The organism is Paenibacillus sp. BIC5C1, assembly GCF_032399705.1.
Lineage (GTDB): Bacteria > Bacillota > Bacilli > Paenibacillales > Paenibacillaceae > Paenibacillus > Paenibacillus taichungensis_A.
Genome location: NZ_CP135922.1, coordinates 2,395,971 through 2,421,676 on the forward strand (window position 1 = coordinate 2,395,971; position 25,706 = coordinate 2,421,676).

Consider the following 25,706-nt stretch of genomic DNA (forward strand, 5'->3'; position numbering starts at 1 on the left):
AAGGAGGGGCTTATTTTGAGCAGAAAAGCAAAAACAGGTGTATGGGTAACGATTCTCGTCATACTAGGCATCATCGTGGGATGCTTAATCTGGTATTTCAACACGGCTTCAGGTGAACGTGCGCTGAAAACGATGCGATCCAACAACTCCGGGGGTCTGGAGCGTGTGGTTAAAGTCTACAGTGACTCGGGAGAGTTGATTCAGACATATGAAGGTAAGATTGATTTGCAAGATACGGAATACGGGAACAAAGTACTTTTTGATCTAGATGGTAAACGGATTGTGATCTATAACGCGACAGTGATTAGTGAAGAGAAGTAAATGAGGGGTGATGTGGAGAGTGTAGACGGGTTCATTACGATGACACTCTTTTTCTCATATGGTAAAATTAAGGGAATTGAGTGGAGTGGAGTGGAGGAGGGGAAATCTTGGGCAATGCTGCTTTAATCATATTCTTTGCCATTCTTGGAATGGCTGTTTTCTATAGTACAGTTGCCTATTTCCTGATTCGGATGATTTCCAAAAAGGCATTCAAACGAAATTTGGACAGATACCAGATTACACAGATTATCATGCTGATGGCGATTGGTTTGATGATCATTCAATCCGTGAGATATCAGTCCTGGAATATGGCTTTGCCTGCCCTTGGATTATTGATGCCGCTGTTGAGTTTGAATGTATCCATGCGCAGGAGAAGAGAATCCAATAAGGTGGATTGAGGGAAGAAACATGCCTCTACTGCCTGACGTTGTTTGCATCGGATGAATTAGCTAGAAGAGAGGGCGTGTGCCATGATACTGGATAAATCAACCGACACCTCTGGATTAACGCAGGTAGCCGCTCTTTCGGATGAATTGCAGCCTGTGTTTCATAAAGCTGAAAGTAAGTATCAAGCGTGTGACATTGAGCTGTTTTTTGTTTTCAGATGTCTGCCTGAAGAATATGAGAGAAAATCGACGGTCAGATATGCGAAGAAGGACAATACGATTTATTTTGATATGACGGTCAGTGAGGATCAGTATAAAACGTTCAGTAAAAGCAGACAGCGATATGAGCTGAGTCATTATTTCTATGCTTTTCTGAGAGACAAACTGAAGAAATATAAGATCGAACACTTGATTCATACGGAATTTATGAATGGCATGGAAGAATGGCTTAAAGATATTGGATGGTTACCATCTGAATTTGAGGCCAGTATGGATGAGTATTGTATTGGGGATAGGCTTTTCTGAGGGTAACGGTTTTTTAATTGGTTAATGCGGTACTGGTACATAATAATGCTAACGAAAAAGAAGCCCTCTTTCGGGGGCTTCTTTTTCGTTAGTCTATTATTTTCGGTGTCGCTCTCATTTTGGTGTTTGTTTCTTGTTAGAGTTATTATAAAAGGTCATATACTAACTATAAAACATAGTTGAAAGAAATTATTACTAATGTTAGTTAATTAGTGAAAAATCAACACTAAGGCCTGAAAACATAATTTTCTGAATATTTCAGTGATTCAAGGAACGGAGAGAAATGAATACATTTTTTATTCTACTACTCCCTTAGTTCAGTGGCAGATTACCAAAGGAAAGTTTGGAATCGGCGGTTCGATTCCGTCAGGGAGCATACTTTCAAATAAGTCATCAAAACTAATTTAGGGAGTGATTGTGATGGAAACGGAGTTAAGAGGTATGGATGGTAATCTGTTGGGAAATCAACAGATAGATCAGAAAGTTGGCAACGAAAACGCAACTACTGAATTAGAAAACACGGTTACTAGTTTTGGGATTGTGAACGTCAAATCTTTTGGAGCAATAGGTGATGGACTCAGTCATCCATTGTCAACCTTTTACTTAACACTGGATTCAGCTAAATCGGTATACCCGCATGCGCAAAGTTTGACAGATGAAATTGATTGGTGCGCAATTCAAGCGGCGATGACCAAAGCAAAGGATCAAACTTACGGGCCAACCCGTGGTGGGACGGTATATATTCCTTCTGGCCGTTATATAATCAACCGAGCTTTGGTTGCTGAGAATATTTCGCTTTATGGAGACAAACAATCAGCCACCCTTTCGTTCACTGAATTAGGCGTTGGGGCATCTGCTATAACAATGCAACGGACAACAGGTAAACGATTTGTGTGGAGCGATATCACTTTGGTTGGACCTGGTTGGGCTGGCGGTGATTATGTGATCGGCACAAAGTCAGCTTTATGTGATGGGCTGAGAATCACGGGTACATGTATGCCATTGCTGGAGAACATCACAATACAAAGATTCAATAACGGCATTAACGTAGCAAATGAAGCTGGCCATATTAAGCTTTTTCACTGCCACATTGAATATAATTATTATGGTATGTATTGGTCTAGAAACACAGGTGATTATTCTGTATCTTACTCAAGCATCAATCAAAACGCATTTGCAAATTTTGCGACAAGCGCAACAGTGGGAATTGAGGGATTGTCCATCCGGGATAGCCATGTAGGATACTCGCCGTTTAGTTTTTATTGCGAACCTGAACAAAACCAGGGTGGGAAAAATCAATTTATGTTAGATGTTAATCTCGACCATGCACGTTTTGAACAGGTCGGGAATGCGGCGATATACGCCGATCCTTCCTTTGACTCGCATCCAAGAATCACGTCGATGAAGATAAAGAACCCTGGCTTCTCTTGGGATGTAGACAAGGCGAATCGTTTCACGCTGCCCAGTTATCCGAGAAATTACGCAATAGATATCGGCCGAGTTGAGGATGGGGATATTGTGATAGAGAGTGACAGTTACCCATTCACCCCAGGCCAAATCAACATGATGCGGGTTCGTAGTCAAGTAGCTCCTGCTCAAATTACTCTTTTGGGCAAAGGTATGGACCCGAGCAAGATTGAAGTAGTAGGGGGTGTGGCCAGGGTGCAGGCTGGTTCTTCCGTAAAGCTAACCAAAAATGGAATTGATGAGAGAACTCCCCGGAGATTTTCGAGAGATGATCACCCAAATGATGTATGGGAAGAAGACATCACACTTGATGGTGCTTCTGGTACTCAATACAGAATGTCCAGAATAACGGACGGTACAAGAAGGGAAATCTTTGTTGTGAGTACTAATAATGATATGCGTATTAAACGTCCAATTTTATTGGATGGACTTTTTAACCCTGCACGTTCGTCAACCGTCCTCCCTAATCCTCGTGAAGGATCTATATACATTGATACAAGTAATACGGGTTATGAATGCATTAGGACTTACCTGGGAGCTTCGTGGATACGTAAAGGAAGAGGAATTCTGCCTACAAGTGGAACATGGAACAGAGGTGACTATATCGAAAACTCAAACATTGTTGTTAACGGAGATTTAGGCTCAAAATATGTTGTTCGTGGCTGGCTTAGATTGACATCTTCCTCGAACAATGCTCTGGGTACAGATTGGCTAGAAGACAAAATAATGACTGGAATGTAGACTGTTGAAACAAAGGTTAAGAAGGACATGCGTACATGACTTCGTAAGTAATTATTAAAGTAATTAATCTGTTCATTCCCTTTAAACAAAAATAGGCCCTCTTTCGAGGGCCTATTTTTCATGGGAGAGGAGTTAAATTGGCTCATGAGTTCATATATTAAATCGTGAAACACTTGGTAGATTAAGCTTTTCATAAAATATGGAGTAGAGTAGAAATGCTGTTTTTGGGTACTTTTTGCGAATTTGGCACCCAATTTGCACCCAATATCAGTATGGGAGCAGAAGAGCATTATTGCGACTTCCTGGTGGGCTTGAACATGTCCTCAAATACCTCAGCAGCAGCCTTGTCCACTGATTTGAAGATATGTCCGTATATCTCCAGCATCTTGGTGTTGGTGTGCCCTACACGCTTGGCTATAGCCTCTGAGTGAACCTTCTTGAAGATCATCCAAGATACCGATGTATGTCGCAGGTCGTGTAATCTGATCGGTTTCAGACTGTGTTTGCGGTAGAAGTCTATCCAACGTTTAGTCAGGCGCTGAGGATCGGACGGGTGACCACTTAATTGGCAGAACAGAAACTCCACACCTTTTGGGGCCGTCCACTTGTCACCAAGCTTCAATTTCATTTTCTTCCATTCCGTCCTGTATAGCTTCAATTCTTCAATAGTGGCTGCTGAAAGAGCGATTTTACGATTGGATTGCTTGTTTTTTGGCCCTTTGATAACCGGCACGCCTTTCTTGAGCATGGGTATAGTTTGCTTAATATCAATATATCCTTCATCTAAGTTTATGTTTTTCCACTCAAGCCCGGCAAGCTCCCCACGCCTCATACCTGTCGTCACTGCCAACATTATTAATATCCTAACCTCTAACGCTTCTTCTTCCAGTGCGATAAACAAATCTTCTATCTCTTTTTCTTCGTAGTACTCCATTTCCTTGACGTCATCTTCCTTAGGCTTTTTAACACTGCTCATGGGGTTTTCTTTCAAGACCCTCCATTCTACTGCCTTGGCATAGATACTGCGTAGAACTCGATAATTATACACGATGGTAGCCGATCCAAGCGGTTTTCCATTCTTCTTCAAGCTGGCCTCAGGTGTACGAAGATAATCCAGATAATCAGTGATATGAAGTGTCTTAATTTTATCCATGTGCTTTTGACCGAAATAGGGGATAATACGGCGTTCAACATGGAATTTATAATTGCCCTGGGTCTTTTCTTCAAGCTCGACCTCAACGAATTTCTTAATCCATATTTCAACAAAAGCCTTAAACGTCAGTTTTTCGGGCCGGATGTATAGCCCGGCTTCGACTTCCATTTTGAATTTCACAAGTTCTTCATCAAGATGGTTTTGTAATCTTCTAGGAGCACGTAGCAAGTCCGGATCTTCAACCCGAATTGTCTTTCTTTCAAAATCACGCTCTCCTTGACCGTCAGTACCGAGCTCAACCGTGAGTCGCCAAGAGTTCTTACCGCGTTTTTCAATGCTTCCTTTTGCCATGGATATAAACCTCCTTATAGCCCGTTTAAGGCATTTATTTATGTGAGGGGTATAATCTATCTCACCAACATAGATAGAATGATTTTTGATTGCTTAAAGATACGAATTACCGCTAAAACTTTATTTGAGACTACGTGATCCTTATGGAAGGTAAATCTGCAATAGTGATTGAATTAGTTAAGGTAAAGGGAGGCTGAGGTATGAAAAATCATGAGCTTGGTGAGTTTGTTAAAATTGGTGATAAAGAATACGAATATGACAAAGAGAAAAGAACCATCAGAAGATTCAATGAAAAGACGAAGATGTGGGTGAATGTCATATTTGCAAGCGAAGATTGTAAGGAAAGCGAAAAGGCCTTAGAACGGTTTATAGAAATGTTAACTGATGAACACATCCGTCAGTGTATGGAAAAAATAAAAGGTCTTCGGACATAATGTGTGTGATTTGGGATACTACCAATCACGGCTAAAACCAGCGTGCAGCTGCCTTTTTCTTATTTTGATTAAATGCCTTTTTCACGATCTCATGTAACTCATCTTTAACTGGCTTCGATTCAATAACCGCTGTGATATCGTTTGTTATATATTTGCGTTCCCCAATTCTATGGCCTTCCGCATTAATCTGATCGGCAACAATCTTCACACTGCCCTCAATGGAATACAGGTGTAATATCTTTTCTTCCAAAGTGTTGGGAGAGTATGTTCCAATAACTTTTATGGCATGCTCCTGCAGCTTAATTTCATTCTGCAATTCAGCGATATGTTCTTTTCTACGTTCAAGACTCACTTTATTCATAAGGAATGACCTCCAAATTATTTAGAATTATGGTTGGGATATAATATCTTTTGTGCCCTAAGTTCAATGTTAGAAAGACATTACTTATGCACAATATTCATCGTTATGCATTAAAAATGAATGCTAGTGGTGGACAATCATACACCGCTACATAATCAACTGAAAAACTCATTTGTGGTGGACAACTGTACCCCTCTAGCGGTGGACGATTATACCCCCAAGAAAGAAAAAAGAAATAAAAGAATAAAAGATATAAAGATATATATAAGAGAATCATCAACTGCATATCCAATCCATGCATAAACACTCGTATAAAAAGCGGGTGTATTTGTTATTCACAGATAGAGTTGAAATAGAGGCAACATCACTGAGCAGATAAACAGGATCAGATGTCGCTTATGTATGAGCAGAGTGTACAGGTGATATTAAACATACCCCTCACGATTCTTGTGATTGATATACTTTTCAAGAACCTCATCCAGGTTATGAGCTACAGCACCGTGCTTGTCTAATACCTTTTGTATTATACATTTAGCAAACTGTCTGAGGATACGATCTGACTGTTCTGGCGTACCTTCACAGATGTACTCAATTGAGAATGAATTTTTCCTTATATTTGACATCGTTAGTTCCTCCAATAATCACATTTTGATTGATGCTTTCGTAATTTCGAATTATTCATGTTTCTGAGAATAGGGCATCCAAATAGTTTTCAATTAAAGTCCTTTCTTTCTCAGTAATGGCATGTCCTTTATAAGTAATTCTTCCGTTTCTGTTGAGCAGTGCATACAAATCCTCTAGGATACTGTAATTTTTAATTCCATATGGTTGATGCTCGTATTTTGGATTAAACCAAAGATGGTATTTATGGGCTAGGTCCTGTAAATCTTGTAGTAACTCCCACTTGATAGATGTATTTTCTATATCGAGTACCATGTCAATATATTGTTCAACAATATCAGAATGCTTAGTTCCAGGCTTAATATGGATTGTTTTATTGGGCTTTAGATTATGTTTGATAAATAGCCTTTCGAGGCATTCTTCGAATTCGCCTTGTCTTTCTATGGCGAATGGGAGTTCATTATCACCTATTAATAGTTTTACGAAATTCCTTAGATGTACATCAAAAGGGCTGCGATCCTTCCCCGCTTTGGACAATAAATCCATATAATCCACGCCAAGCCCATCTGCGAGTTTCATCAAAATATCATCAGTAGGGATCCCTCTGTTTCCCGTTTCAATTTGAGAAATATATGATTGTGAAATTCCTGATCCCTCGGCAAGCTTGCTTGTTGTTAAGCCCTTACCTTTCCTCAATTCTCTAAGATAAGATCCAAATTCTTTTTCATGCATTGTTTATCCCTCCTGCAAACATTATAAATCAAAGATAATTACTTTGTAATACTATTTTTATTGTTTTTATTGCATTGTAATAAAAATGAGTGTATTATCACATTGTAATAATTAAATATTACATTGCAAAGGAGGTGCGAAATGAGGATAAAAGTAAAAGAAATACAGTCTCTTAATGAAAAAATCATCATGAAGGGATTTAGTAAAAGTGCCTTCAGTAAAGAAATTGAGCTTTCTCAACCAATGACAGTACAAATAACGAACGGTGAACGTAGTCCATCCCCCCGAACTGCAAAGCGCATCTGTGAAGTGCTTGAATGCGAATGGTCTGATTTATTCGAAATTGTTAAAACACCTCAGGGCGTAAACAAATAAGTTAGTGCTCGAAAGCTTATCATCAGCATTCCCCCATTCAAATGAATTAAGCATCACTTCATAGCTCATCTAGCTGCACGGTGCTTAGATCATAAGTGTCTTAAATAGGATTGTAGCGTATTTATATTATGCCTTAGTATTTGGTCATTAATTGCAAGTCTACTTGAAATTCATTTCTTCAAAGACACGAAACTCGACTGAAATGAGGAACTAGAATGTACTTGAATGAGGAGAAGGAAACGGTTTGCGTATTCGACTACGTTAGCGACAGTTGGGAAGTGTATAGCTGCGTTCCTCGGCATATAACCAAGCTGAACAAATTAGCAGCACCGTTTTGGGAGGAGTTAACCAGTGGAAAGGTGACGGCTGCAAAGTGGAGGCTTAACAGTTCTCAGGTCAGATTCGCAATGGAGCGTACATCTAAACCGACCAAAGAGCAGCGGGAGGCCGCTAGTATCAGAATGAAACAACTGCACCAGAAACGTGTCTTGGAAGACACGTTATAACTCTTAAAAGCGAAGGGGAGAACCTATATCATGCGTAATCCAAGAGTAAGACGAAACACGCCAACTGTAATTGTCCAGCAAGCAGCTCCGACATATCAAACTCCGGAAGTAATAGAGAGGAAATTGGATATCGATCCACAGCAATTCTTGCAGCAGTTGGGGCAAATGATTATTCAGCAGCAGGTTGTTCAGGAACAGCCTCAAACTATGACGGTTAAAGAGGCAGCCAGGTACCTCAGAATCTCTGAATGGCTGTTGTATGACATGGTCCGGAAAGATCAGATCCCGTCATTCAAGGTCCGCTCTAAGATTTTCTTTCGTCAACATGATCTGGAAGGGTGGATCAGTCAGAATACTAGCTCATGCGGATTGAGAAGTTAGGTGGTGCAAATGAATACGGCACAGAGAATAGTATCTCATCGGTTATTGGAATTACTGAGCAACTTGGATACTAAACGTAAAGAACTGGAGCAGGTGGGAATCCAGTTGGAACTAATGACTGATTTATATGAGCAGGTAGGAAATTCATTGTTTGAGGTAAACGGGATCGATCCTGCCAAAGCCAATGTGCTTTGGATGAGCTTGGAAGACTTTATCTCAGGGCAAATTCAGAGTTACGAACTATTTAGCCTCTTAAAAGGGAATGGGGCGGTGGTGACACTATGTGACAACATATCGAGTCAATAAACAGGGGGAAACTGCACCAGCATTTACCCGAGTACTCAATGAGTCATTACAAGACACCCGGTTAAGCTTCAAGGCCAGAGGGCTATTAGCTTATATGCTTTCTAAGCCGGATAACTTTAAGTTTCATATTGATGAACTGATCAAGCATGCAACAGACGGCAAAGACAGTATCCGGGCTGGGATGAAGGAGCTTGAGAAGTGGGGTTATCTAAAACGATATTCCATAAAGGAAAAAGGTAAAATTGTCTCCTGGGTGCTGGATGTATACGAAAAACCAAAATCGGGTTTTCCACAACTGGAAAATCCAACGCTAATAACTAATGTTAAAGAAATAACGAATGATAAAGATTTAAAGGATTACCTCTTCTTATCAGCAGAGGACCGCTATTCACAAATATATAATACCATTTATCACAAAAAATTCGGCAAAGATCATCCGAAGGTCACAATGAAACAAATGGAACAGATTCGAGAGGGAATTGCAGATCTGCATGAGATAGGAGTTACAGAAGAGGATTACACAGAAGCAGTTGAAAAACACCTTGAGAATTTACCTCGGAAAAATGACGGGAAGATATTCCCCTTTCTTAAGGCTCACATGAGGCATTTTGTTCTTTGAAAAGTTCTAATTTTTTTGAAGAGAGAAAATATAGCTTTATGAAAGGATCTACTTTCAAAGTATACCCTTCATGGGAGGTGCCTATTTTAATGTCACTTAGTGATCTTGCAAAGCTTTGGCGTGATAGAAATCCTCTTCAATGTGCAATCATCCTTCGTAATCTGCAGAACAGGAAACAAGCTAAGACAGACCGATAGTAAGTAACGGTAGCTATACCTGAGAGGAGGTGATTAGTTTTGAGGCATAAAAAAGATATTTCCAACGATCCAAGGCTTTCAAAGAATGCCCAGAAGAAAATCGAAAGCATTCTCTCCGAAGTACATCTTCTCATTCTCGTGGAGCAGCCGAATGAGACTTGTCAGAAAGTGGTCTCGATCGTTGATTGTTTGTCCGATATTGAAAAGCGCATTATACAGGAGAAGTACTTGAACAAAGAGGCTGAGTATAGAACACATCAATTTGTTTATGAATCAATGGATATTAGCGAAAAATCCTACAGAAAATCTCGACAGGCTGCGTTTGTGAAAATTGCATTAGGCCTTGAACTTGTTGACATATTTAAGATTGAACAGGATTAGAAGGGAGCAAACATATTGAAACGTTCAGAGTTGTTACAGTTAGTCGATTTCAAAATTAAAGAAATGTCAGATGATCTAAAGGCTTATGGTGATCTGGTCAAGGCGAATTACAAGAAAATTCTTGTCTTTGAACAAAATATCCTCAGATTTTACGCGAAAGTCATTCTTAATCGGAATCCTGACCAGATAGAGAGTAACGAGGAGTTAGGATGGAGGTTTAATATCAGTATTGAAACTAACGGCACAACCTGCACTCCATATGATTTTTTAGTTGCACTTCGTTTCTTCATGAGAAAGATAAAAAGTGTATGTAAGGTTGGAGAAGAATGTCAGAAGAATATACAGAAAAAGATAAATCTTCTTGAGACTATGGCTACTGAGTTGAAGAAAATCCCCCGAGGCAGGAAAAGGGATAAGATGCTAAACAGATTAGATATCTGCATTCTTAGTAGTAAAGCTGCCCTTGCAATCAATATTCTTAATAATCTGGACTTACCCACTACTATACAACAACTTTTCAATAATGCATGGCAGTTAGAGAGGGAGGCTCTTATTCAACTTGTAACGTTAAAGGATGGCCTTAAAAACGATGATGTGCTGCTGAATTCTATTCCTAATCGTATTAACTTTTCTGAGTTATACAAGTTGATTGTGATTGACAGAATTGAATCTATTAATGACTGCTACTTGTTCGATGCTTTAAATATCATAGAGTCCAAACCGAGTTGAATTAACTTCAAGAGAAATAGAGAGATGAACATACAACTAACTGTGAAGCTCATAACGAAAGGATGGTCGTCATGGAAACAATTACTCAAAGTACAGGTTTAGGTGCAGAGGATAGATTAGGAAAACAATTAAGGGATGCACTCAATAAAAGGTATGGGGAAGCGACGATATCAACATTAAACAAAGCGTTTGATGCTTGTGTGAAAATTGGAGGAAGTGGGGAGCATTTCGTTCCCCTAGAGGACGTTGAATCACTTTTGGAATTAGAACACGGATTCTTTATGATGGGGATAAAAAAAATCGCCCCCGCTACTGGTAATAGCGAGGACGATCAAGAATCAAAATATGTATAAATACTCAACTGATGATCATTATATCAATTCATCTTATAGATTTCAACTATAAAATATAAAGTGGTGATAGGTATGATAAATAAGTCTGTGTGTTCAGATAATCAGGCGAGGCCTCCGCCTGGAGTGTGCTCTTAATGTTGGTGTGCGTATATGGATCGTTTATAACTAAATTAATTTAAAGAAAAGAGGAACTTAATATGTTTAATACTAAAGATTTGAGTACAGTAGTAAATGAATTTTTGAATACGGTGAAAGGCCGCGAACAAAAGATTACCGATAAAATCGCTGCTTTGGAGGATGAAGCTTCCGAATTGGAACTTAGGATTAAAAAACAATCGGAAGAACTTGTTGAATTGGAGATCAATGATAATCATTCCGGTGCGAATAAATTGAGAAAGTCGAACCAGGAATTGAGAATTCAATTGGCAGAAATCACCGACACCATTCAGGGATATAATGCCCAATTGGATAAACCAATCGATGCTAATTCTTTTGAGAAAATCCGATTAGCTGGTGCAAAAGCTATGCAGGATCGTTTAGATCGTCGTGCTGCACTTCATAAAGAATCTGATGAGTTAGAAAAACGGATAAAAGAACTTGAAGCTAAGAAAAGTAATGCACTTAGGGAATGGCAGCATGCTGGCTATAATACTGAAATTGGAACATTAAGATCAGTTATAAGTTTTGTTCATCCGGACGCCCGGAAGTTAACGTTCACTCAACAAGAAGAATTATTGACAAGTTGGATTCGTGGACACTCAATAGAACAGTATTTTAAATAAATAATGGGAGGGCTTGTAGAACTAATAGAGAGAGGAGGAGAAAATACAATGGCTATGACAAAGGAATCGAAGCAAATGGATCGACGAACCTTTCTTACATGGAAGGCAAAGAACAGAAAATATCTAGAGAATCCAAACCAATCTTCGAGGGTTGGTTCATTGCTGACTATGAAGGAATTTTGTTCTGTTCACTGTAAGAGGTAAAAGAAGTTATATAACTTGGAACATTGAGACAGTTATCAAGGGCTCGCGGGTCCCTCTGGCGGTAGGATTTAGAGGGCGGGTGCTTGCGAGCCCGAAATCCGGCTAGATTTTAATTTTTGAAATCACTTTACTTTGAATTTAATAAATATAGTGAGTGAATGTCGCACTTCATTATACGAGCTCCATAAAATTAGTGCAAAAAAAGGAAAGCAGAATGAAGTGTAATTAGGAAAGCTGACATTAGGGGGAATTGTGTTATCTAAACTTGAAGCGAGGGAGCACAGAGAGGCTGCTCATTCAAAACGTAAGAGTTTCTCGGCAGGGGGAAGAAGTAATGATCATTCTATTGTTGTTAAACCGAACGGGAGGGGCGTTCTATGTCAAAAGATTATGAAATAGCGTTCAAGCTCCAAGCGCAGATGAATCCTCAATTCCGCAAAAGTTTCCGTGATGCCAATAGGCAACTAGAAGGTATGGAAAATGTCTTGAAAATCTTACAACGGGCTAAGGGTCCAGAAAAGGCAGTTGATGAAGTCCAGAAATCAGTTCATGGCTTCGCAAAAGCCAGAGAAGCGGCTATGAGCTTCAGAGGTGCTTTGGATACCGTTGCTAAGTTTACAGGCGCACGAATGATTGTAGACGGTATCATCAATGGTTTCGTAGAGGCGATTGGCCTTGTAGGAGACTTTGACAAGTCGTTTCGCCAGCTCCAAGCATCCACCAATATTACCAATAAGCAAATGTCAGAAATAAAACAACAGGCATCCAGCTTATACAGGGACAACATCGGTGAGAACTGGGACGACTTGACCCGATCCATGGCGACTGTAAAGCAAGTGACAGGGCTGACTGGTGATGCGCTCAAAGTAGCCACCAGAGATGCGGTTGTGTACAAGGATGTGTTCGGTGAGGACGTCACCCAAAGTATCCGGGCAGCGGATCAAATGACCAAGCAGTTTGGTGTATCTCAACACGAAGCATTTAACCTCATGGCCCAAGGTTACAAGGGCGGATTGAATATGTCCGACGAGTTGTTAGACTCAGTTTCTGAATACTCAGTGTACTTCAAAAAGCTTGGGTACGATGCAAACGACATGTTTAATATGTTTGGGGCAGCTGGATCTTCTGGAGTTTTTCAATTAGACAAGGTCGGTAAAAAAGCGTTGCCGACTCTAAATCGCGGAATTAAGCGGGGAAGCTGCAATGCTAATCCGAACCGAAGGGCGGCCTAAAGGTCGTTCAGGGGCAACGCATAGACGGTGAAATAATCCGTCCACGAGGCCGCGACATTGCCGATAGGTGATGAAAAGCTATGCTGATCTAACGGGAAAAGAAACCGTTAGAACCACCGGATAAAAAGCCAGTGGGATAACACCTTAATGGACGCGATTAAGGAACTGACTATTCGTACAAAGGACCAGTCCAAGACAACCTATGAAGGATATGAAGCACTGAATCTGAATGCTGAACAGTTTGAACAAGCTGTAGCAGGCGGAGGCGAAGCAGCCCAGAAGGCTACTCAGAAGATATTCCAAGCACTCGCTAAAGTTGAAGATCCGGTAAAGCGTAACGCCGCAGGTGTTGCACTATTTGGTACGCAGTTTGAGGATATTGAGTATGAAGCGATTAAAGCGATGGGCGAAGCGCGTAAGCAGTTTGATATGACCCGTGAAACCATGAAAAACGTCCAGAACATTAAGTATGGCAGTGTTACGGATGCTTTCCGGGCAATGGGTAGATCGATAGAGATGGATGTCTGGAATCCGATGATGACTAAGCTGCTTCCAATAGTGTCGAAATTCGCTGGGTGGTTCACTTCTGGCAAACTCACCAAGGCTGTGAGCAGCACGTTCAAAAATGTTGGTGGTCTAATCAGCGGGATGTTCTCCGGGGCTGGTGCTGGTGGAGGGTTTGACAGTCTGATTATTTCCGTCGAGAAATACAAGGATATGCTCATGGACACCTTTCGCGAGATATCGCCTCATGTTAAAAGTGTTTTTGGGTCTATTAAAAAGATCGTAATGGCCGATATAACGATATTTAAACTCGTTGCTACAACCGTTGCGAATATGGCGGCAAGGGTGATACGAGCGGTGACACCCATTGTTTCTTACCTGGCATCCAAACTTTGGCCCGTCATATCTAAAGTGTTCGGCTGGTTAGCTAACGATGTTGTTCCACAAATCGTTTCATCTATCCAAACCATGGCACCGGCTTTCACCTCAGTGTTCAACAAAGTTATCTCAGCTGGTTCGGCTATGTTCGAGTCTCTCAAGCCAATCATTGACGGGATCGTTGCAGCTTTTAACTTTGCGTTCCCTTACATCAAGGAGATTGTGAGCGAAGTCATACGGATACTAACAGGTTTGTTCAATGGCCTGATGACGTCTTTGGGCGGAATCATAGACTTTGTGGCTGGAGTGTTCACGGGTGATTGGTCCACAGCGTGGAATGGCGTTGTCCAGACGTTTGCCGGAATATGGGGAGGACTCAAGGCTTTAGTTGCGGGTCCTATCAATGCGGTTATACGTTTGGTTAACCAGGCTATTGGTAAAATAAACGGTATATCCGTTGATTTGCCGTTTGACATGGGTCATATCGGGTTCGCTATCCCGACAATTCCGGAGATACCAGCGTATGCAAAGGGTGGATTTGCTGATGGACCTTCCTTGGCTGGTGAAAAAGGTATGGAAGCAATTATTCCTATAGATGGTTCCAAACGCTCGAAGCGTCTTTATGAGCAGACAGGAAGCATGATCGGTGCTAACTCTGGAGGAGGCGGGGATACAATAAATATTAACGTATCTGTTTCCGGTGTTGCCACTACACAAGCTGCTACATCAATTGGTACTGATATTGGCGCGGCTGTTAGGCGCGAACTTGCTAAATTAAAAAGAGATAAACTGAGGGTGAGTTTGCGTGGATGATATAAAGAGTGCCTTTGTTATTTAGTGTGAAGTGACAACTTGGAAATTAAGTGATTATTGCGAGAGGGACAGTAGTCCTTCTTTTTTTCTGTAAATAACATCTCAAGGAAGTATCTTGTAAATAGATGACTTAGTACTTTGCATAGGTATATATTTCAATTAGAATAATCAACAAGTTGATTTTTTGAAAGGAATGATTACATGGAAAAGATAGATACAAAGATATACTGCAGGAACTGTAAAAGAGACAATAATCATGGGGTAGTTAAAAAACATGTAATTCAAACTAGCGACGATGAAGATTATTTTTAGAGACAAACATTTTATATCGCTATGTGTTTAGGTTGTGAAGGTATAACTTTTGCTGAGGAAACTGAGGCAGAAGATATGATTACGTATAATGAAAATGGAGATCCAGTTTGGTACTCAGCAGTGAAAGTTTATCCAGAAAAACCAGCTGATCATGGAGAGTCTATTATCACCAAGAAAGATTTTAATAATGTTCCTGATGAATTATTGGGTTTATACAACCAAGTCGTTGATGCGAGCAATTTACATATGACTCTCCTTTCAGCAGCAGGCCTTCGGATGCTTCTAGAGGCTATCTGTAAAGACCAGGCTATAGAAGATGGACCTTTATTCAATCCAGATGGTACACCGCAAGTAAGTAAAGGTGTAGAACAAAGATCTAAAAGGCTTATTGGAAAGATTAACGGTCTAGTTGAAAAGAAACTTATTGTAGAAAGGCAGGCATCGGTTCTGCACGAAATAAGAGAATTAGGGAATGTAACAGTTCATGAAGTCATTCAACCTTCCCGTTCTAAAATGAAAAAGGCAATAGCTATTATTGAACATATATTTATGACTATCTATGACCTGGAAACGTATGCTATTTCACGAAAAACCACAATAAAATTAAATCCGGAGTATTTAAAGGAGAGCAACAATGACACTGGAGTCTAGTGATTGGATATCTATAATTAATATTGTTGCCACTTCAATCTTATCAATATCAGTTGTAGTCTTAACCGCTAGATCTACAAAGGCTTCGGTCAAAACTACTGAACTAACAGAGAAATCAGTAGAATTAAGCGAGCGGGCAATACGTTTAAATGAAGAGATGAACAAAGCAACTGAATTAGATCAAAGGAAATATAAGAATATAATTCGATTTCACTATGTTAACGAATTGAAACAAAAAGCTGTAAATATCTCTGAGATAATCTCAACAAGAAACTACGAAATCGTGTGGAATAAATTACGTGATCCATCACTAATTCAAACAATCCCTGTAACAGAATTAGCTCTTTATTTCTCCAAAGATGAAATTGAAACTATAAATGGTGCTTGGGAGAACCTTGAATCAATTGTTAAAAGTTTTGGAGGTGTTTTTGCCTTTTTTGAACAAGAGCAGACTATAAGAATGAGAAATATCGTACAACAGATAGGCATTCCTATTTCCACACTGGTGTTGTTATTAGAAGACATAATGAGGCAAAATATAGAGGCTCCTTGACCATAACTTACCGCCTCAATCCTTTATGGCAACACGCTATAATTGGATTGAGGTGTTTTTATGTTTATTAGCCCTATGTTACTTGAAACAGCACCAGGACCATTTAGTCATTCGGAATACATCTTTGAACCGAAGGTAGACGGTCACAGGTTGATATATTCGCAACAATCCGGCAACGTCCGGTTATATACACGTCACAACAATGATTGCACTCGGCAGTACCCTGAACTGCAGTTACCTTTTGATGGTGACATCATCTTGGACGGCCAGGTCACTTGCACCGATCCGGCGACAGGATTGAACGACTTTGAGGCAGTCATGAGCCGGTTCAGCACGCGGCAACACTCCAAGGTTCAACAACTAATCAAGACACTGCCTGCCACGTTTATCTGGAACCACGTATACAAGGCAGGGTCAAAATGCGGAGCTGGACCAAATAGGGCTTACTGCGTATACCCGTGTTTGATCAATTTATTGTCTGAGATAATGCAAAAAAAGGCTCCACAACTCAATGCGGAGCCTTTTGTATTGACTGCTTAGTATTCGCTTACTTCAAATGTCAGCACTCGATCAAACAGGATGTAATCCTTACGACTCTTGAACGGGCCTTTGTTGTTGTCATGTTTGTCAATTGCATAAGAAGCTTTTCCGCTTCCAGCTTGTTTTGCTTCATACCAATCGATAAAGTCATTAACTTCTTTCATACTTAGATCGTATTCTTTTTCTAAACCGGTTGTCATAGTCACAACAAATATTGCTCGATTAACCGAAGGTTGTTCTGGTTCTGGGTCTGGAATAGGGCTATACACATTAAATTCAGATACTTTTAAAGGTAGACTATTATTCGTGTTTACAAGGCTTACTTTACTAACCCCTGTAATTGCTTCAGGTAAAACTATAAGCGACCCATCTGTCACGTTAACAGAAATTTTGCCGAGATAATTTTCATTTACATCCAATAATTCTAGAATAACATTTGTCGCTCTATCTGCCTTAAGTCGATATGATAAAATTGATTGAGGAGTTGTGAAATCATAGTAAATATGATCCAACGTTCCCGTCGATCCAGGTGTTCCCTTTTCTATTGTGAAAATTGTTGATTCATTGTTATCAGTAACTTCAGTGCCTATTAAGTTTCCTTCTGTGAATCCACCACTGTTATAAAGTTGCTTTCCATCTAGTAACCCTCCGCTGTAATCCACTGCAGCTTTTACAGATTGGTTCGAAGTTAAGCTAAAAGCCAACACAAATGCTCCAATTAATAGACTAAACTTTTTAAAAAATGTTAAGTTCACTTTAATTCCTCCTATAATATCTTCAAACTCACTTTATAGTTAGGACATGGACTTGTCTAAACATAAACTTGCTGATCTATAAATTTCATCTAATTTATTGCATTTTTATTTTATATTGGATGAGCATCTCCACAAATTACCCGTTTCTATTCTTAAAAATTTGAGTAAAATTACATAATATAGAGTCTCAAAGGAGGCATTATCATGTGCGGAAGATTTACGATCACTGACCCCTTAGATGCAATAATGGACAGGTACTATGCATCTATTGCTGATGGATTTGAGTACAAACCTAATTACAACGCAGCACCCATGCAGTTCATTCCTACAATTATAGGCAGCAAGGATGGAAATCGATTGGGTTCACTCCGATGGGGCCTGGTACCCGCTTGGGCCAAGGATGACAAGATAGGAAGTAAGATGATTAACGCTCGAGCTGAGACATTAGCCGAAAAGCCAGCCTTTAAACGGCTGATCAGCTCCAAGCGTTGTATTATCCCGACAAACGGATTCTATGAGTGGCGTAAGGAAGGAATGGCAAAGCAGCCAATGCGCATCTTGATGAAGGATGAAAGCATATTTTCGTTGGCAGGATTGTACGATACTTGGACAGATCCGGAAGGTAACAAATTGAGTACGTGCACCATCATTACTACTGAACCAAATAGCCTCATGGAAGACATTCACAACCGGATGCCGGTCATCTTGCGCCCTGAGGATGAGTCTGAATGGCTCGGAAGAGATAATGACGATGTTCAGTCGCTGCTCGGAATGCTCAAGCCATATCAAGCTTCTGAGATGAGAGTGTATGAGGTGCCGAAGGAAGTCGGCAATGTGCGGAATAACAATGAGAAATTATTGAGGGAAGTAAATTAGAAGCTCAACTGGAGTGATAACCTTTACGGTTTCACTCTTTTTTTGTTGCTGAGAATGAGAAATATATGGAAATGGGCACATAGGTCTGATAGACTAATTGAGGGTCATAAGATTTAGAGTTAATACATAGTTTTTGGAGGAGTAAATGGATAACATAAGTGATATTTTCGGAAATGCGATGGGTTTTATTATGCTCTTTGTGGTGTTCGGCCTATCTTTTATGTGTTTTAGACTAATGATTATTAATATCAAAGAAAAATTTAAACCAACTAGTAAATTAATGAGATGTGAATCATGTAGACGAGAAATATCTACAACCGCTTATGTATGCCCGCATTGTGGTCAACATTATGGTAGTTCAAGTGCTTTTAATTCTATACTAGTTTGCTTGGTCAGTGGCAGTTTTCTTTTACTTCTTGGACTTTATTGCCTGAGTCTTTTTTTAGAAGAATATGATTTAATTCAAAAATTTTTTAACTGAGGGGCCTATATAGGGCTCCTATTTTTGTATCCTGAATTCGAAAGTTTCTTCTAAATACCTCTTGCCCATGATCCTGACAGCTAGTGGACTATACCCCTCTACAGTTCCTCCATAATTAATTAAATGCTCTATATCCTCTAACACATGCCAAACTATTACCCGATCTTGTCTCATGGCAGCTACAAAGAAATCCATGTCCTCCTTCAGCACTCTATATTGGGTCATGCTTCTCACCTCATGCTGTAATTCTTCATAATCTGTCAAATTCGCTCTCTTTACGAACTCTTGTTTATGTAGAATATTGTCCTATAATATTAAGTTAAAATTGCGGCAATATTCTGCGTGACAAGGTTTTCAGGGGTGTATAGTTATAGCATAGAACAAAAAGAGAACAGCACCCGTCACAAACCATTACCTGTTTGACGGCGGTAGGCTAGAAGACGAGCGGAGACAGTCAGTCCCTTGCAATAAGACCTACACTGGAGCCGCAAGGGTAGAACAAGCGGGCATGCTGTTCTTTTTGTTTCCGCAGCTTGTCATAACCGCTTGAGGGTTACGCTCAGTCGCGTGGCTTGAGGTTATGAGGGGAAAACAACACTATGCCGGTAGGTCGAAAGAGGGCGCGGATGGCAACGGCGACACAAGAAGGGTTGACTGCCGCCCATCAAAAGGGCAGCTATAGCATCCGTAGTGTTAGAATTGATGTGGTGGCGGAAGAGAGACGCTAAGTGCTGTGAGACTGTTACTACGGCAGACTAATAACCTGCTAATGTCAGAGGGAATACAGTCATGCAGAGGTGAGAGGCCCTGCCCACATCCATTTCATTCCTCGACGTAATTATCCAAAGAAGGTAAAATTCTTCTGTACGATACTAACGTTCAAGGAGACATGCATAATGAGATTGAAACGCGATTTTTTGACTCCAGAAGAAGTGCTTGCAGTTGGGAATGATACACTGGATAAGCTGCTTGATGTTTTGTTTCTCGATCTAAGCCCATGGGAAATGTTCTTTCTCAAAGATTCTCCTGATAAAATTCATGTTGTAAAGGGCTTGAATACGGATGGATACTTGTATAGTGGAGGCGTGGCAGAATACGGAAATATTTATCCTATCTTCTCTGCAGGCATGTTAATCCAACTGCTATCAGATGCACATCAATGCAACCTTGTAGCGGTAGGACTAGGATGGGTTCTGATATGGAACAATGACGTCGTCACTCAGAGTGAAGAGGGAGAGTTGTTGGTTTCATTCCTATGGAGGTCACTTGTTCAGATTGTTAATGATGGTAAGTACACTTGGTAACTCCATCTCAATTGCAGATAATATAGGTCATCAAGTCGCCCAATGCAGGCGGCTTTTTTAATGCGCTCCCTTAACTCAACGGTAGAGTCCGGAGAGATCCGGAAAGCGGCGGTTCGATTCCGTCAGGGAGCCTTACAACGTGTTAAGTCTTCGTGCGCTTTACCATTAAAAATAAGGAGTGGTCGAAACCAACTCCGGTGGGAAACATGATGGACGGGTTATACACTTTATTCACGTTTTATTCAAATTCATGAATATTTGTGGTGGACAATCGTACACCACTACATAACGCACCAAAAATGACTTAGTGGTGGAGAATTGTACCCCTCTAGTGGTGGACGATTATACCCCCAAGAAAGAAAAAAGAAATAAAAGAATAAAAGATATAAAGATATATATAAGAGAAATTCATTTGCATATCCAAACCATGTATAAACACTCGTATAAAAGAACGGGTGTTTTTTACTGATTAAAACAAGGACTGTGAAATCGAAAGGACGTGAGAAAATGATGAACGGGAAACTAAGTGAGTTCAAGGTATATATGGGTGATGAAGAACTACAGGTAGCGGACATCCAGATTGATTATAAGGATAACCCGCCCCCTTCAGACATCCCCAGTGTTGGAATAATCGGTAGCCAAAGTGTCAATATCGAGGGTGGTACGTTCCACATAGACGGTGTATATGACGCTATCACTCATGAGGCGCTGAAACATATCACACCTCAAGAGGCACAAGAGACATTGGTGTATGCAGCACTACACAAGATACCCCTGAAGTACTGGGCACTCAAGGAGCTGTTCAATATAGCAGGCTGGGACATCACCCCATACAGATGGGTGCCCGTGGTACTGAAGCCTGGTGAGACAGAGGAACATGCCTTCAGACGTGTGCAGTTAGGTAACCGTGTACTGACAGCCAATGAGGATGTGGTGTTGCTACCACCAGATACACAGTTCACACCACCAGATAAATTGTTCTAGGAAGGTGGACCATGATAACCCAGTGGATCAAGCGCATGTTATGGGGCGAGGGTCATCGATCTGAGCAAGCGGAAGTGACGACACAAAAGATGGACGATAACTTGCAACGTGGACCAGGGACAATCCTTTATATTGATGATTGACAGCAGAAAAACAGGGGCGAAAACCTCGGCTGAAAAAATCACGGGTCCCTCTGGGGGTCAAATTTAGAGTGCGGGTGCTTGCGATCCCGAAATCGCTCCAGTTTTAAAATTTATTTTCCCCTTCCTCTTCTTATCGCCTCAGACCAAATCTGGGGCTGTTTGAGCGTGTTTCTTCAAATAATGCACCTGGACTTAAGTTTTAGTGAAAATGGTGTGATAACGGAAGTTAAGGACAGACAATAATGAGAAGGAAATCGGAAGAGGGAACGATTGTTTAATTGATTTTTAATATCTTTTCGTGTTAGGAAGGGGATTCTCGTTAATAGAGCGAAGGTAATGTTTTAGAAGGAGGAGGTTACCTTGCTAAGCATAGTAGATTACATAGCTAAGAGAAAGAAAGAGGACGGCCTAAATGAATTTGACCAGGCGAAGGCAGAAAACACGAGTATCTGTGTAAATTATGTGTTTGAGTATTTCAACAATTATCTTACTGACAGTGCATCAGATGAAAAAACATATCTCCAGTCTGAGAAGCTTGAGAAGTATCGGGGACAGCTAGCACATTTTGATTCTGAAACGGCTAATTGGCTTGTTCAAATGTTTGATGATCATGGTAAAATGCTGAATCTTGCCATAAATAACTTTCTAAAAAAACAAGAATTGTTTCTTATCTATAATTCTGATGCTGAATTCAGGAGTGTATCCTACGAATGTTACACTTTTTTGAGCAAAAAGCATCCTTTTTTAAGGGATCACACTGAGATGTTATTCAGGTACATCAAGGAATACCATGAAATAAAGAGTCGGATTCGTAATGGAGTGAACTATCCTTTAATAACTGAATCGATGTCGATATGGATTGAGGAGACTTGGGAAAAGCATCACGTAAACTTGTGGGAGTTTACTCAAGATTGGGTACACAAATTTTTTGATAATGAACAATTATGGCCAGCTACTCACAAGAGAAAAAGCAATGAGGCGTGGAGAACCTATGAGTATGACTACAAGCAAAAGAGCAATCTTTTCAATCTTAACGATCTGTATAGAAGATTGCCTAAAAAAACTTTCATTAGAGGAAGGAAACAGGAATTAGAAATAATGATGATGTATGATTGGCTTCATGGAGTTGAAGGCGATGAAGAATACTGGGAGGAATACAAGTCCAAAGTGATTGAGCATTCATAGTGTCATTTATAGAGGAGGAAAACCATGAAGGTGAGTCCAGAATTATTGAAGCAATTAAACGAGATGCTAGATGCTTACACACAAGATGTTAAGAACTCGGGTTTAAAGCCATCTACTGAAAAAACATATCTTCTTCACGCCAATCATTTCGTGCGCTGGTGTAACGGGGATTTTGTTCCTGGGGCCAGATTAAAAGAAAGTGGTAAATGAAATAGAGCAAAACTAAAGCGCCCGGGTTGGGCGCTATTTTTTTGGTATGTATTATTTTATCATCTTTGCCGCTAAGGAAACCACGTAATTGTGGTGGTCCCTAGGAGGTGTGTTAACACCTACCAAAGTAGTCGGCAATAGTTATTTACTTTGTTTTCTTACGACGCTTAATTGTGATAAACGGGATGTTAAAAAATTTGATTTCTATAACATCTGTTTGTTCCAAGATTGCCCACCTCCTCTCCTAATTGATGAGGTCGCAATTACTATTATATTTGAGATTCCAGTAATAGGAAAGTGGAATCTAAGTAAAAAAGGAGGGAGTGGGGTAATGTCAATTAAAAAAACACCGAAACTCATTAAGTGTTTTGAGCATGGAGAGCTAATCAGGACTGTTTATGATAAAGAAGAGACCTGGATCTTTAATTCAATTGGATATGAATCTGTAAACATCAACTGTACTTTAATTCAGGCTCTGGATGATCTGTCCATGGAAGGTTGGGAGTTGATTTGCAAAGGTGAGCAGCAAGGTTATATATTGAGGAAACCCGCTGAAAAGGAAGAGCCACAGCCGCTTGATTAATGAATGTGAAGGGTGTCGGATAAACCTACATCCCTCTCGATTATAGTGAGTTAAACAAAAAGGGTCTTCACTTAATGAAGGGCCTTTTTTCTATCCGAAAAACGGATAGTATTCTTTTCATCAGGAACGTACTGTCTGTTATATAGAGGAAAGTTAATCGCGATTAAGCAACAGGAGAACAAAGTACTCACATTATGAGTACGTAAGTTTTTCACACCTGTCAGATTGACAGGTAGAGAATTTGATTGGCAGTAAACAGTTCATTAAAAACTAGCAGGAAGTAAGCGCAAGATATGTGATTTGAAATCACATGGTGGAGAATGGAAGAACCGACGAAAAGTATTCTAGCCACTTAACGGATAGTATCGAATAGGTGATGACCGTCAGATTGACAGGTATGAACCCACTCCTCCAAAGAAAATAACAATTGGAAGAATAAGAAAAATGCTGATATAGCAGACTGCCTTGCTTTGGATAAGCAGACTACCGGAGGAGGTACTTTCAAAGCACCCTCCTCATATCGAAAGGGAGTCACAGTAAGAAGGTCATCACATGGATCAGAAAAATTCGATTCGTAGAGAAGAGTCCTGATAATTGGTGGGCTGTTGGCGCAGATGTCACTAAAGCTCTTGGTATCAAGAATGGACGTGACGCAATACGTCGATTACCCGAAGAGCAAAAGGGTGTAGCTTTAACCGACACCCTTGGAGGAATGCAAGAAGTAGCTGTGATAGCTGAAAAAGGTATTTACCGACTGATTATGAGATCCCGCCTAAAAGAAGCGGAGACTTTCCAAGATTGGGTGTTCGATATCATCAAGACGCTACGCCAATCAGCAATGGTTGAGATTACGAATCTTTCAGAGGTTAGAGAGGGAAAAAACATTGTAAGGAGTGCAATTAAAATGACCCAGCTTCAAGTCATTGATCATAAAGGAAAACGAGTTCTAACCACTGCGCAATTGGCTGAGTCTTTCGGGACTGAAACAAAGATTATCAGCAAAAATTTCGAACGGAATGAATCGCGTTATACAAAAGGAAAGCACTATTTTGTGCTTAGAGGCGACGAACTAAAAAGGTTTAAAGCAAGTCGTCAAAATGACGACAACCTCAAGTTTGCCCCTGTGATCTACCTTGGGACAGAAAAAGGGGCGTGGATGCATGCCAAGTCATTGAACACCGATCAGGCTTGGGACGCTTACGAAATGCTTGCAAATGATTACTACTCAATTACGCTACGCTAATCAATAAGACTCGAAGTCTTCCGAGTCTTCCGAATGCTCAATAAGAATAAAACGCACCCAATTCGCACCCAATAACGGATTAGGTAATGACATACAATCGTTAGTAATGAATAAAAACCTTGATAAATAAGGCTTTAAACAACAAAAAGAAGCTCTCTTTCGAGAGCTTCTTTTTCATGGGAGAGGAGAAACCGGACGAAGAGCTTATGGGGAAACGTAAGTCTTCTCCGCGGTTGTCTACGACACTTGTGATGTCGATAATTACAGGATGGCCGGAAAGTTTCCTTTTTATACATTTGCGTCAACAATTCGTCAACAATATTTCGGCGACAAAGCAGACGGACTATTTTTCAAACTGAACCCGATTGTGGTACGATAGCTTTATCAATAAACTTACATAGAGAGAAAAGGTGACTCATCAGTGAGAGTGGTATCTGGGAGTGCGAAAGGCAGACCGCTGAAGGCTGTTCCTGGCACAGGGACGCGGCCGACCACCGACAAGGTGAAGGAAGCGTTGTTTAGTATGATTGGCCCGTATTTTGAGGGCGGTACAGCATTGGATCTGTTTGCAGGCAGTGGAGGTCTCGGTATTGAGGCGCTGAGCCGCGGCATGGACAAGGCTGTTTTTGTTGACTTGGAATCGAAGAGTATTGAAGTGATCCGTGCAAATCTGAAGGCCACCAAGCTGGAAGATCAGGCGGCCATATACCGGAATGATGCCAGTCGTGCATTGAAGGCGCTCGCCAAGCGAAGCACACAATTTGATCTCGTATTTCTTGATCCGCCCTACCGTATGAAAAATGGGGACGAGTTAATGCTTATGATGCACGAACTGGATCTGCTTGAACCGGAAGCGACCATCGTGCTTGAATATGAATCCAAATATCATTACCCTGAGCAATTCGGCCCGTTTGAACAAACGCGCAAGGCATTGTATGGGGAGACAGCTGTATCCATCTATCATTACGCACCTGCTGCAAAAACAGAAGATGGAGAACCCAGCACAGCAGAAGAGGAGGCTCCTCATGAGTGAA

General features: G+C 40.5%; 33 protein-coding genes and 2 tRNA genes. 30 read left to right on the forward strand and 5 right to left on the reverse strand.

The features are described 5' to 3' along the window. Positions 1 to 15 precede the first annotated feature (15 nt). The 5 genes from RS891_RS10890 (at position 16) to RS891_RS10910 (ending at position 3,440) form a co-directional block, all read left to right on the forward strand. The gene (locus tag RS891_RS10890) at positions 16 to 321 is read left to right on the forward strand and encodes a hypothetical protein (RefSeq protein ID WP_315795275.1); all 306 of its coding nucleotides are present in this window, start codon (positions 16 to 18) and stop codon (positions 319 to 321) included. Positions 322 to 428: 107 nt separating this feature from the next. Further along, positions 429 to 719 (forward strand): hypothetical protein, encoded by a 291-nt coding sequence (locus RS891_RS10895; protein ID WP_315795276.1) that lies wholly within the window; start codon positions 429 to 431, stop codon positions 717 to 719. 72 nt (positions 720 to 791) lie between these two features. Then, positions 792 to 1,232, forward strand: a complete 441-nt coding sequence (locus tag RS891_RS10900; protein ID WP_315795277.1) for a hypothetical protein — start codon at positions 792 to 794, stop codon at positions 1,230 to 1,232. Between the two features lie 307 nt (positions 1,233 to 1,539). Beyond that, a tRNA-Phe gene (locus RS891_RS10905) sits at positions 1,540 to 1,608 on the forward strand. 44 nt (positions 1,609 to 1,652) lie between these two features. Beyond that, the gene (locus RS891_RS10910; protein ID WP_315795278.1) at positions 1,653 to 3,440 is read left to right on the forward strand and encodes a pectate lyase family protein; all 1,788 of its coding nucleotides are present in this window, start codon (positions 1,653 to 1,655) and stop codon (positions 3,438 to 3,440) included. A gap of 289 nt (positions 3,441 to 3,729) precedes the next feature. Here the strand turns inward: RS891_RS10910 and RS891_RS10915 are convergent, their stop codons facing one another. Continuing rightward, on the reverse strand, positions 3,730 to 4,944 hold the full coding sequence (locus tag RS891_RS10915) for a site-specific integrase (RefSeq protein WP_315795279.1): 1,215 nt from the start codon (positions 4,942 to 4,944) through the stop codon (positions 3,730 to 3,732). 200 nt (positions 4,945 to 5,144) lie between these two features. Between RS891_RS10915 and RS891_RS10920 the strand changes: the two genes are divergently transcribed. Then, the gene (locus tag RS891_RS10920; RefSeq protein ID WP_315795280.1) at positions 5,145 to 5,378 is read left to right on the forward strand and encodes a hypothetical protein; all 234 of its coding nucleotides are present in this window, start codon (positions 5,145 to 5,147) and stop codon (positions 5,376 to 5,378) included. A 31-nt stretch (positions 5,379 to 5,409) separates the two neighbouring features. Here the strand turns inward: RS891_RS10920 and RS891_RS10925 are convergent, their stop codons facing one another. Together RS891_RS10925 and RS891_RS10930 are read right to left on the reverse strand one after the other, a co-directional pair. Next, positions 5,410 to 5,739: a hypothetical protein gene (locus RS891_RS10925; RefSeq protein WP_315795281.1), complete on the reverse strand. Its 330-nt coding sequence runs from the start codon at positions 5,737 to 5,739 to the stop codon at positions 5,410 to 5,412. A 678-nt stretch (positions 5,740 to 6,417) separates the two neighbouring features. Further along, positions 6,418 to 7,092 (reverse strand): helix-turn-helix domain-containing protein, encoded by a 675-nt coding sequence (locus tag RS891_RS10930; protein WP_315795282.1) that lies wholly within the window; start codon positions 7,090 to 7,092, stop codon positions 6,418 to 6,420. A gap of 141 nt (positions 7,093 to 7,233) precedes the next feature. Here RS891_RS10930 and RS891_RS10935 point away from each other — a divergent pair, with 141 nt between their 5' ends. From RS891_RS10935 to RS891_RS11000, 14 genes are all read left to right on the forward strand, one after another. After that, on the forward strand, positions 7,234 to 7,467 hold the full coding sequence (locus RS891_RS10935) for a helix-turn-helix transcriptional regulator (RefSeq protein ID WP_315795283.1): 234 nt from the start codon (positions 7,234 to 7,236) through the stop codon (positions 7,465 to 7,467). A gap of 215 nt (positions 7,468 to 7,682) precedes the next feature. Next, positions 7,683 to 7,973, forward strand: a complete 291-nt coding sequence (locus tag RS891_RS10940) for a hypothetical protein (RefSeq protein WP_315795284.1) — start codon at positions 7,683 to 7,685, stop codon at positions 7,971 to 7,973. Positions 7,974 to 8,003: 30 nt separating this feature from the next. Beyond that, positions 8,004 to 8,354, forward strand: a complete 351-nt coding sequence (locus tag RS891_RS10945) for a helix-turn-helix domain-containing protein (RefSeq protein ID WP_315795285.1) — start codon at positions 8,004 to 8,006, stop codon at positions 8,352 to 8,354. A gap of 9 nt (positions 8,355 to 8,363) precedes the next feature. Beyond that, a complete protein-coding gene (locus tag RS891_RS10950; protein ID WP_315795286.1) occupies positions 8,364 to 8,660 on the forward strand; it encodes a hypothetical protein in 297 nt (98 codons plus the stop codon). After that, entirely contained in the window at positions 8,638 to 9,279 is a 642-nt protein-coding gene (locus tag RS891_RS10955; protein WP_315795287.1) for a hypothetical protein, read from the forward strand. The genes RS891_RS10950 and RS891_RS10955 overlap by 23 nt, the downstream gene beginning before the upstream one ends. 236 nt (positions 9,280 to 9,515) lie before the next feature. Next, positions 9,516 to 9,857: a hypothetical protein gene (locus tag RS891_RS10960; protein WP_315795288.1), complete on the forward strand. Its 342-nt coding sequence runs from the start codon at positions 9,516 to 9,518 to the stop codon at positions 9,855 to 9,857. Positions 9,858 to 9,872: 15 nt separating this feature from the next. After that, positions 9,873 to 10,586, forward strand: a complete 714-nt coding sequence (locus RS891_RS10965) for a hypothetical protein (protein ID WP_315795289.1) — start codon at positions 9,873 to 9,875, stop codon at positions 10,584 to 10,586. 71 nt (positions 10,587 to 10,657) lie between these two features. Further along, the gene (locus RS891_RS10970) at positions 10,658 to 10,939 is read left to right on the forward strand and encodes a hypothetical protein (RefSeq protein ID WP_315795290.1); all 282 of its coding nucleotides are present in this window, start codon (positions 10,658 to 10,660) and stop codon (positions 10,937 to 10,939) included. A gap of 197 nt (positions 10,940 to 11,136) precedes the next feature. Next, positions 11,137 to 11,721, forward strand: coding sequence for a hypothetical protein (locus RS891_RS10975; RefSeq protein WP_315795291.1), 585 nt, complete (start codon positions 11,137 to 11,139; stop codon positions 11,719 to 11,721). A 581-nt stretch (positions 11,722 to 12,302) separates the two neighbouring features. Then, positions 12,303 to 13,157: a phage tail tape measure protein gene (locus RS891_RS10980; RefSeq protein WP_315795292.1), complete on the forward strand. Its 855-nt coding sequence runs from the start codon at positions 12,303 to 12,305 to the stop codon at positions 13,155 to 13,157. A 147-nt stretch (positions 13,158 to 13,304) separates the two neighbouring features. After that, positions 13,305 to 14,852, forward strand: a complete 1,548-nt coding sequence (locus RS891_RS10985; RefSeq protein WP_315795293.1) for a phage tail family protein — start codon at positions 13,305 to 13,307, stop codon at positions 14,850 to 14,852. A gap of 387 nt (positions 14,853 to 15,239) precedes the next feature. Then, positions 15,240 to 15,815 carry a DUF4145 domain-containing protein gene (locus tag RS891_RS10990; RefSeq protein WP_315795294.1) on the forward strand — a complete coding sequence of 192 codons (576 nt, stop codon included), beginning with the start codon at positions 15,240 to 15,242 and terminating at the stop codon, positions 15,813 to 15,815. Continuing rightward, complete coding sequence (locus RS891_RS10995; RefSeq protein WP_315795295.1) at positions 15,799 to 16,368, forward strand: hypothetical protein; 570 nt, start codon at positions 15,799 to 15,801, stop codon at positions 16,366 to 16,368. The genes RS891_RS10990 and RS891_RS10995 overlap by 17 nt, the downstream gene beginning before the upstream one ends. A gap of 75 nt (positions 16,369 to 16,443) precedes the next feature. Next, on the forward strand, positions 16,444 to 16,908 hold the full coding sequence (locus tag RS891_RS11000) for an ATP-dependent DNA ligase (protein ID WP_315796271.1): 465 nt from the start codon (positions 16,444 to 16,446) through the stop codon (positions 16,906 to 16,908). Here the strand turns inward: RS891_RS11000 and RS891_RS11005 are convergent. Next, positions 16,905 to 17,663: a hypothetical protein gene (locus RS891_RS11005; RefSeq protein WP_315795296.1), complete on the reverse strand. Its 759-nt coding sequence runs from the start codon at positions 17,661 to 17,663 to the stop codon at positions 16,905 to 16,907. The two genes, RS891_RS11000 and RS891_RS11005, sit on opposite strands and share 4 nt — an antisense overlap. 204 nt (positions 17,664 to 17,867) lie before the next feature. Between RS891_RS11005 and RS891_RS11010 the strand changes: the two genes are divergently transcribed. Further along, positions 17,868 to 18,539, forward strand: coding sequence for an SOS response-associated peptidase (locus tag RS891_RS11010; protein ID WP_315795297.1), 672 nt, complete (start codon positions 17,868 to 17,870; stop codon positions 18,537 to 18,539). A 499-nt stretch (positions 18,540 to 19,038) separates the two neighbouring features. Here the strand turns inward: RS891_RS11010 and RS891_RS11015 are convergent, their stop codons facing one another. Beyond that, positions 19,039 to 19,284 (reverse strand): hypothetical protein, encoded by a 246-nt coding sequence (locus RS891_RS11015; protein WP_315795298.1) that lies wholly within the window; start codon positions 19,282 to 19,284, stop codon positions 19,039 to 19,041. Between the two features lie 632 nt (positions 19,285 to 19,916). Here RS891_RS11015 and RS891_RS11020 point away from each other — a divergent pair. The 9 genes from RS891_RS11020 to rsmD all read left to right on the forward strand — a co-directional run bounded on the left by RS891_RS11020 (position 19,917) and on the right by rsmD (position 25,705). Next, positions 19,917 to 20,324, forward strand: a complete 408-nt coding sequence (locus RS891_RS11020; RefSeq protein WP_315795299.1) for a hypothetical protein — start codon at positions 19,917 to 19,919, stop codon at positions 20,322 to 20,324. A gap of 64 nt (positions 20,325 to 20,388) precedes the next feature. Continuing rightward, positions 20,389 to 20,456, forward strand: a tRNA-OTHER gene (locus RS891_RS11025). Positions 20,457 to 20,831: 375 nt separating this feature from the next. After that, a complete protein-coding gene (locus RS891_RS11030) occupies positions 20,832 to 21,308 on the forward strand; it encodes a hypothetical protein (protein ID WP_315795300.1) in 477 nt (158 codons plus the stop codon). 11 nt (positions 21,309 to 21,319) lie between these two features. Beyond that, entirely contained in the window at positions 21,320 to 21,451 is a 132-nt protein-coding gene (locus RS891_RS11035) for a hypothetical protein (RefSeq protein WP_315795301.1), read from the forward strand. A gap of 360 nt (positions 21,452 to 21,811) precedes the next feature. Continuing rightward, positions 21,812 to 22,636, forward strand: coding sequence for a hypothetical protein (locus RS891_RS11040; protein ID WP_315795302.1), 825 nt, complete (start codon positions 21,812 to 21,814; stop codon positions 22,634 to 22,636). A gap of 24 nt (positions 22,637 to 22,660) precedes the next feature. Then, entirely contained in the window at positions 22,661 to 22,846 is a 186-nt protein-coding gene (locus RS891_RS11045; RefSeq protein WP_315795303.1) for a hypothetical protein, read from the forward strand. A gap of 331 nt (positions 22,847 to 23,177) precedes the next feature. Continuing rightward, a complete protein-coding gene (locus RS891_RS11050) occupies positions 23,178 to 23,429 on the forward strand; it encodes a hypothetical protein (RefSeq protein ID WP_315795304.1) in 252 nt (83 codons plus the stop codon). Between the two features lie 565 nt (positions 23,430 to 23,994). After that, a complete protein-coding gene (locus tag RS891_RS11055; RefSeq protein ID WP_315796272.1) occupies positions 23,995 to 24,672 on the forward strand; it encodes an ORF6N domain-containing protein in 678 nt (225 codons plus the stop codon). A 421-nt stretch (positions 24,673 to 25,093) separates the two neighbouring features. After that, positions 25,094 to 25,705: a 16S rRNA (guanine(966)-N(2))-methyltransferase RsmD gene (gene rsmD, locus RS891_RS11060; protein ID WP_315795305.1), complete on the forward strand. Its 612-nt coding sequence runs from the start codon at positions 25,094 to 25,096 to the stop codon at positions 25,703 to 25,705. Position 25,706 lies beyond the last annotated feature (1 nt).

Coding starts and splice junctions, on each gene's coding strand:
- RS891_RS11010 (WP_315795297.1), top strand. CDS start 17,868: ATGTGCGGAAGATTTACGATCACTGACCCCTTAGATGCAATAATGGAC.
- RS891_RS10950 (WP_315795286.1), top strand. CDS start 8,364: ATGAATACGGCACAGAGAATAGTATCTCATCGGTTATTGGAATTACTG.
- RS891_RS10900 (WP_315795277.1), top strand. CDS start 792: ATGATACTGGATAAATCAACCGACACCTCTGGATTAACGCAGGTAGCC.
- RS891_RS10990 (WP_315795294.1), top strand. CDS start 15,240: ATGATTACGTATAATGAAAATGGAGATCCAGTTTGGTACTCAGCAGTG.
- RS891_RS11020 (WP_315795299.1), top strand. CDS start 19,917: ATGAGATTGAAACGCGATTTTTTGACTCCAGAAGAAGTGCTTGCAGTT.
- RS891_RS11035 (WP_315795301.1), top strand. CDS start 21,320: ATGATAACCCAGTGGATCAAGCGCATGTTATGGGGCGAGGGTCATCGA.
- RS891_RS11000 (WP_315796271.1), top strand. CDS start 16,444: ATGTTACTTGAAACAGCACCAGGACCATTTAGTCATTCGGAATACATC.
- RS891_RS10980 (WP_315795292.1), top strand. CDS start 12,303: ATGTCAAAAGATTATGAAATAGCGTTCAAGCTCCAAGCGCAGATGAAT.
- RS891_RS10935 (WP_315795283.1), top strand. CDS start 7,234: ATGAGGATAAAAGTAAAAGAAATACAGTCTCTTAATGAAAAAATCATC.
- RS891_RS11030 (WP_315795300.1), top strand. CDS start 20,832: ATGATGAACGGGAAACTAAGTGAGTTCAAGGTATATATGGGTGATGAA.
- RS891_RS10940 (WP_315795284.1), top strand. CDS start 7,683: ATGTACTTGAATGAGGAGAAGGAAACGGTTTGCGTATTCGACTACGTT.
- RS891_RS10925 (WP_315795281.1), bottom strand. CDS start 5,739: ATGAATAAAGTGAGTCTTGAACGTAGAAAAGAACATATCGCTGAATTG.
- RS891_RS10985 (WP_315795293.1), top strand. CDS start 13,305: ATGGACGCGATTAAGGAACTGACTATTCGTACAAAGGACCAGTCCAAG.
- RS891_RS11050 (WP_315795304.1), top strand. CDS start 23,178: ATGTCAATTAAAAAAACACCGAAACTCATTAAGTGTTTTGAGCATGGA.
- RS891_RS10920 (WP_315795280.1), top strand. CDS start 5,145: ATGAAAAATCATGAGCTTGGTGAGTTTGTTAAAATTGGTGATAAAGAA.
- RS891_RS10970 (WP_315795290.1), top strand. CDS start 10,658: ATGGAAACAATTACTCAAAGTACAGGTTTAGGTGCAGAGGATAGATTA.
- RS891_RS10995 (WP_315795295.1), top strand. CDS start 15,799: ATGACACTGGAGTCTAGTGATTGGATATCTATAATTAATATTGTTGCC.
- RS891_RS10915 (WP_315795279.1), bottom strand. CDS start 4,944: ATGGCAAAAGGAAGCATTGAAAAACGCGGTAAGAACTCTTGGCGACTC.
- RS891_RS10945 (WP_315795285.1), top strand. CDS start 8,004: ATGCGTAATCCAAGAGTAAGACGAAACACGCCAACTGTAATTGTCCAG.
- RS891_RS11045 (WP_315795303.1), top strand. CDS start 22,661: ATGAAGGTGAGTCCAGAATTATTGAAGCAATTAAACGAGATGCTAGAT.
- RS891_RS10930 (WP_315795282.1), bottom strand. CDS start 7,092: ATGCATGAAAAAGAATTTGGATCTTATCTTAGAGAATTGAGGAAAGGT.
- RS891_RS10975 (WP_315795291.1), top strand. CDS start 11,137: ATGTTTAATACTAAAGATTTGAGTACAGTAGTAAATGAATTTTTGAAT.
- RS891_RS10910 (WP_315795278.1), top strand. CDS start 1,653: ATGGAAACGGAGTTAAGAGGTATGGATGGTAATCTGTTGGGAAATCAA.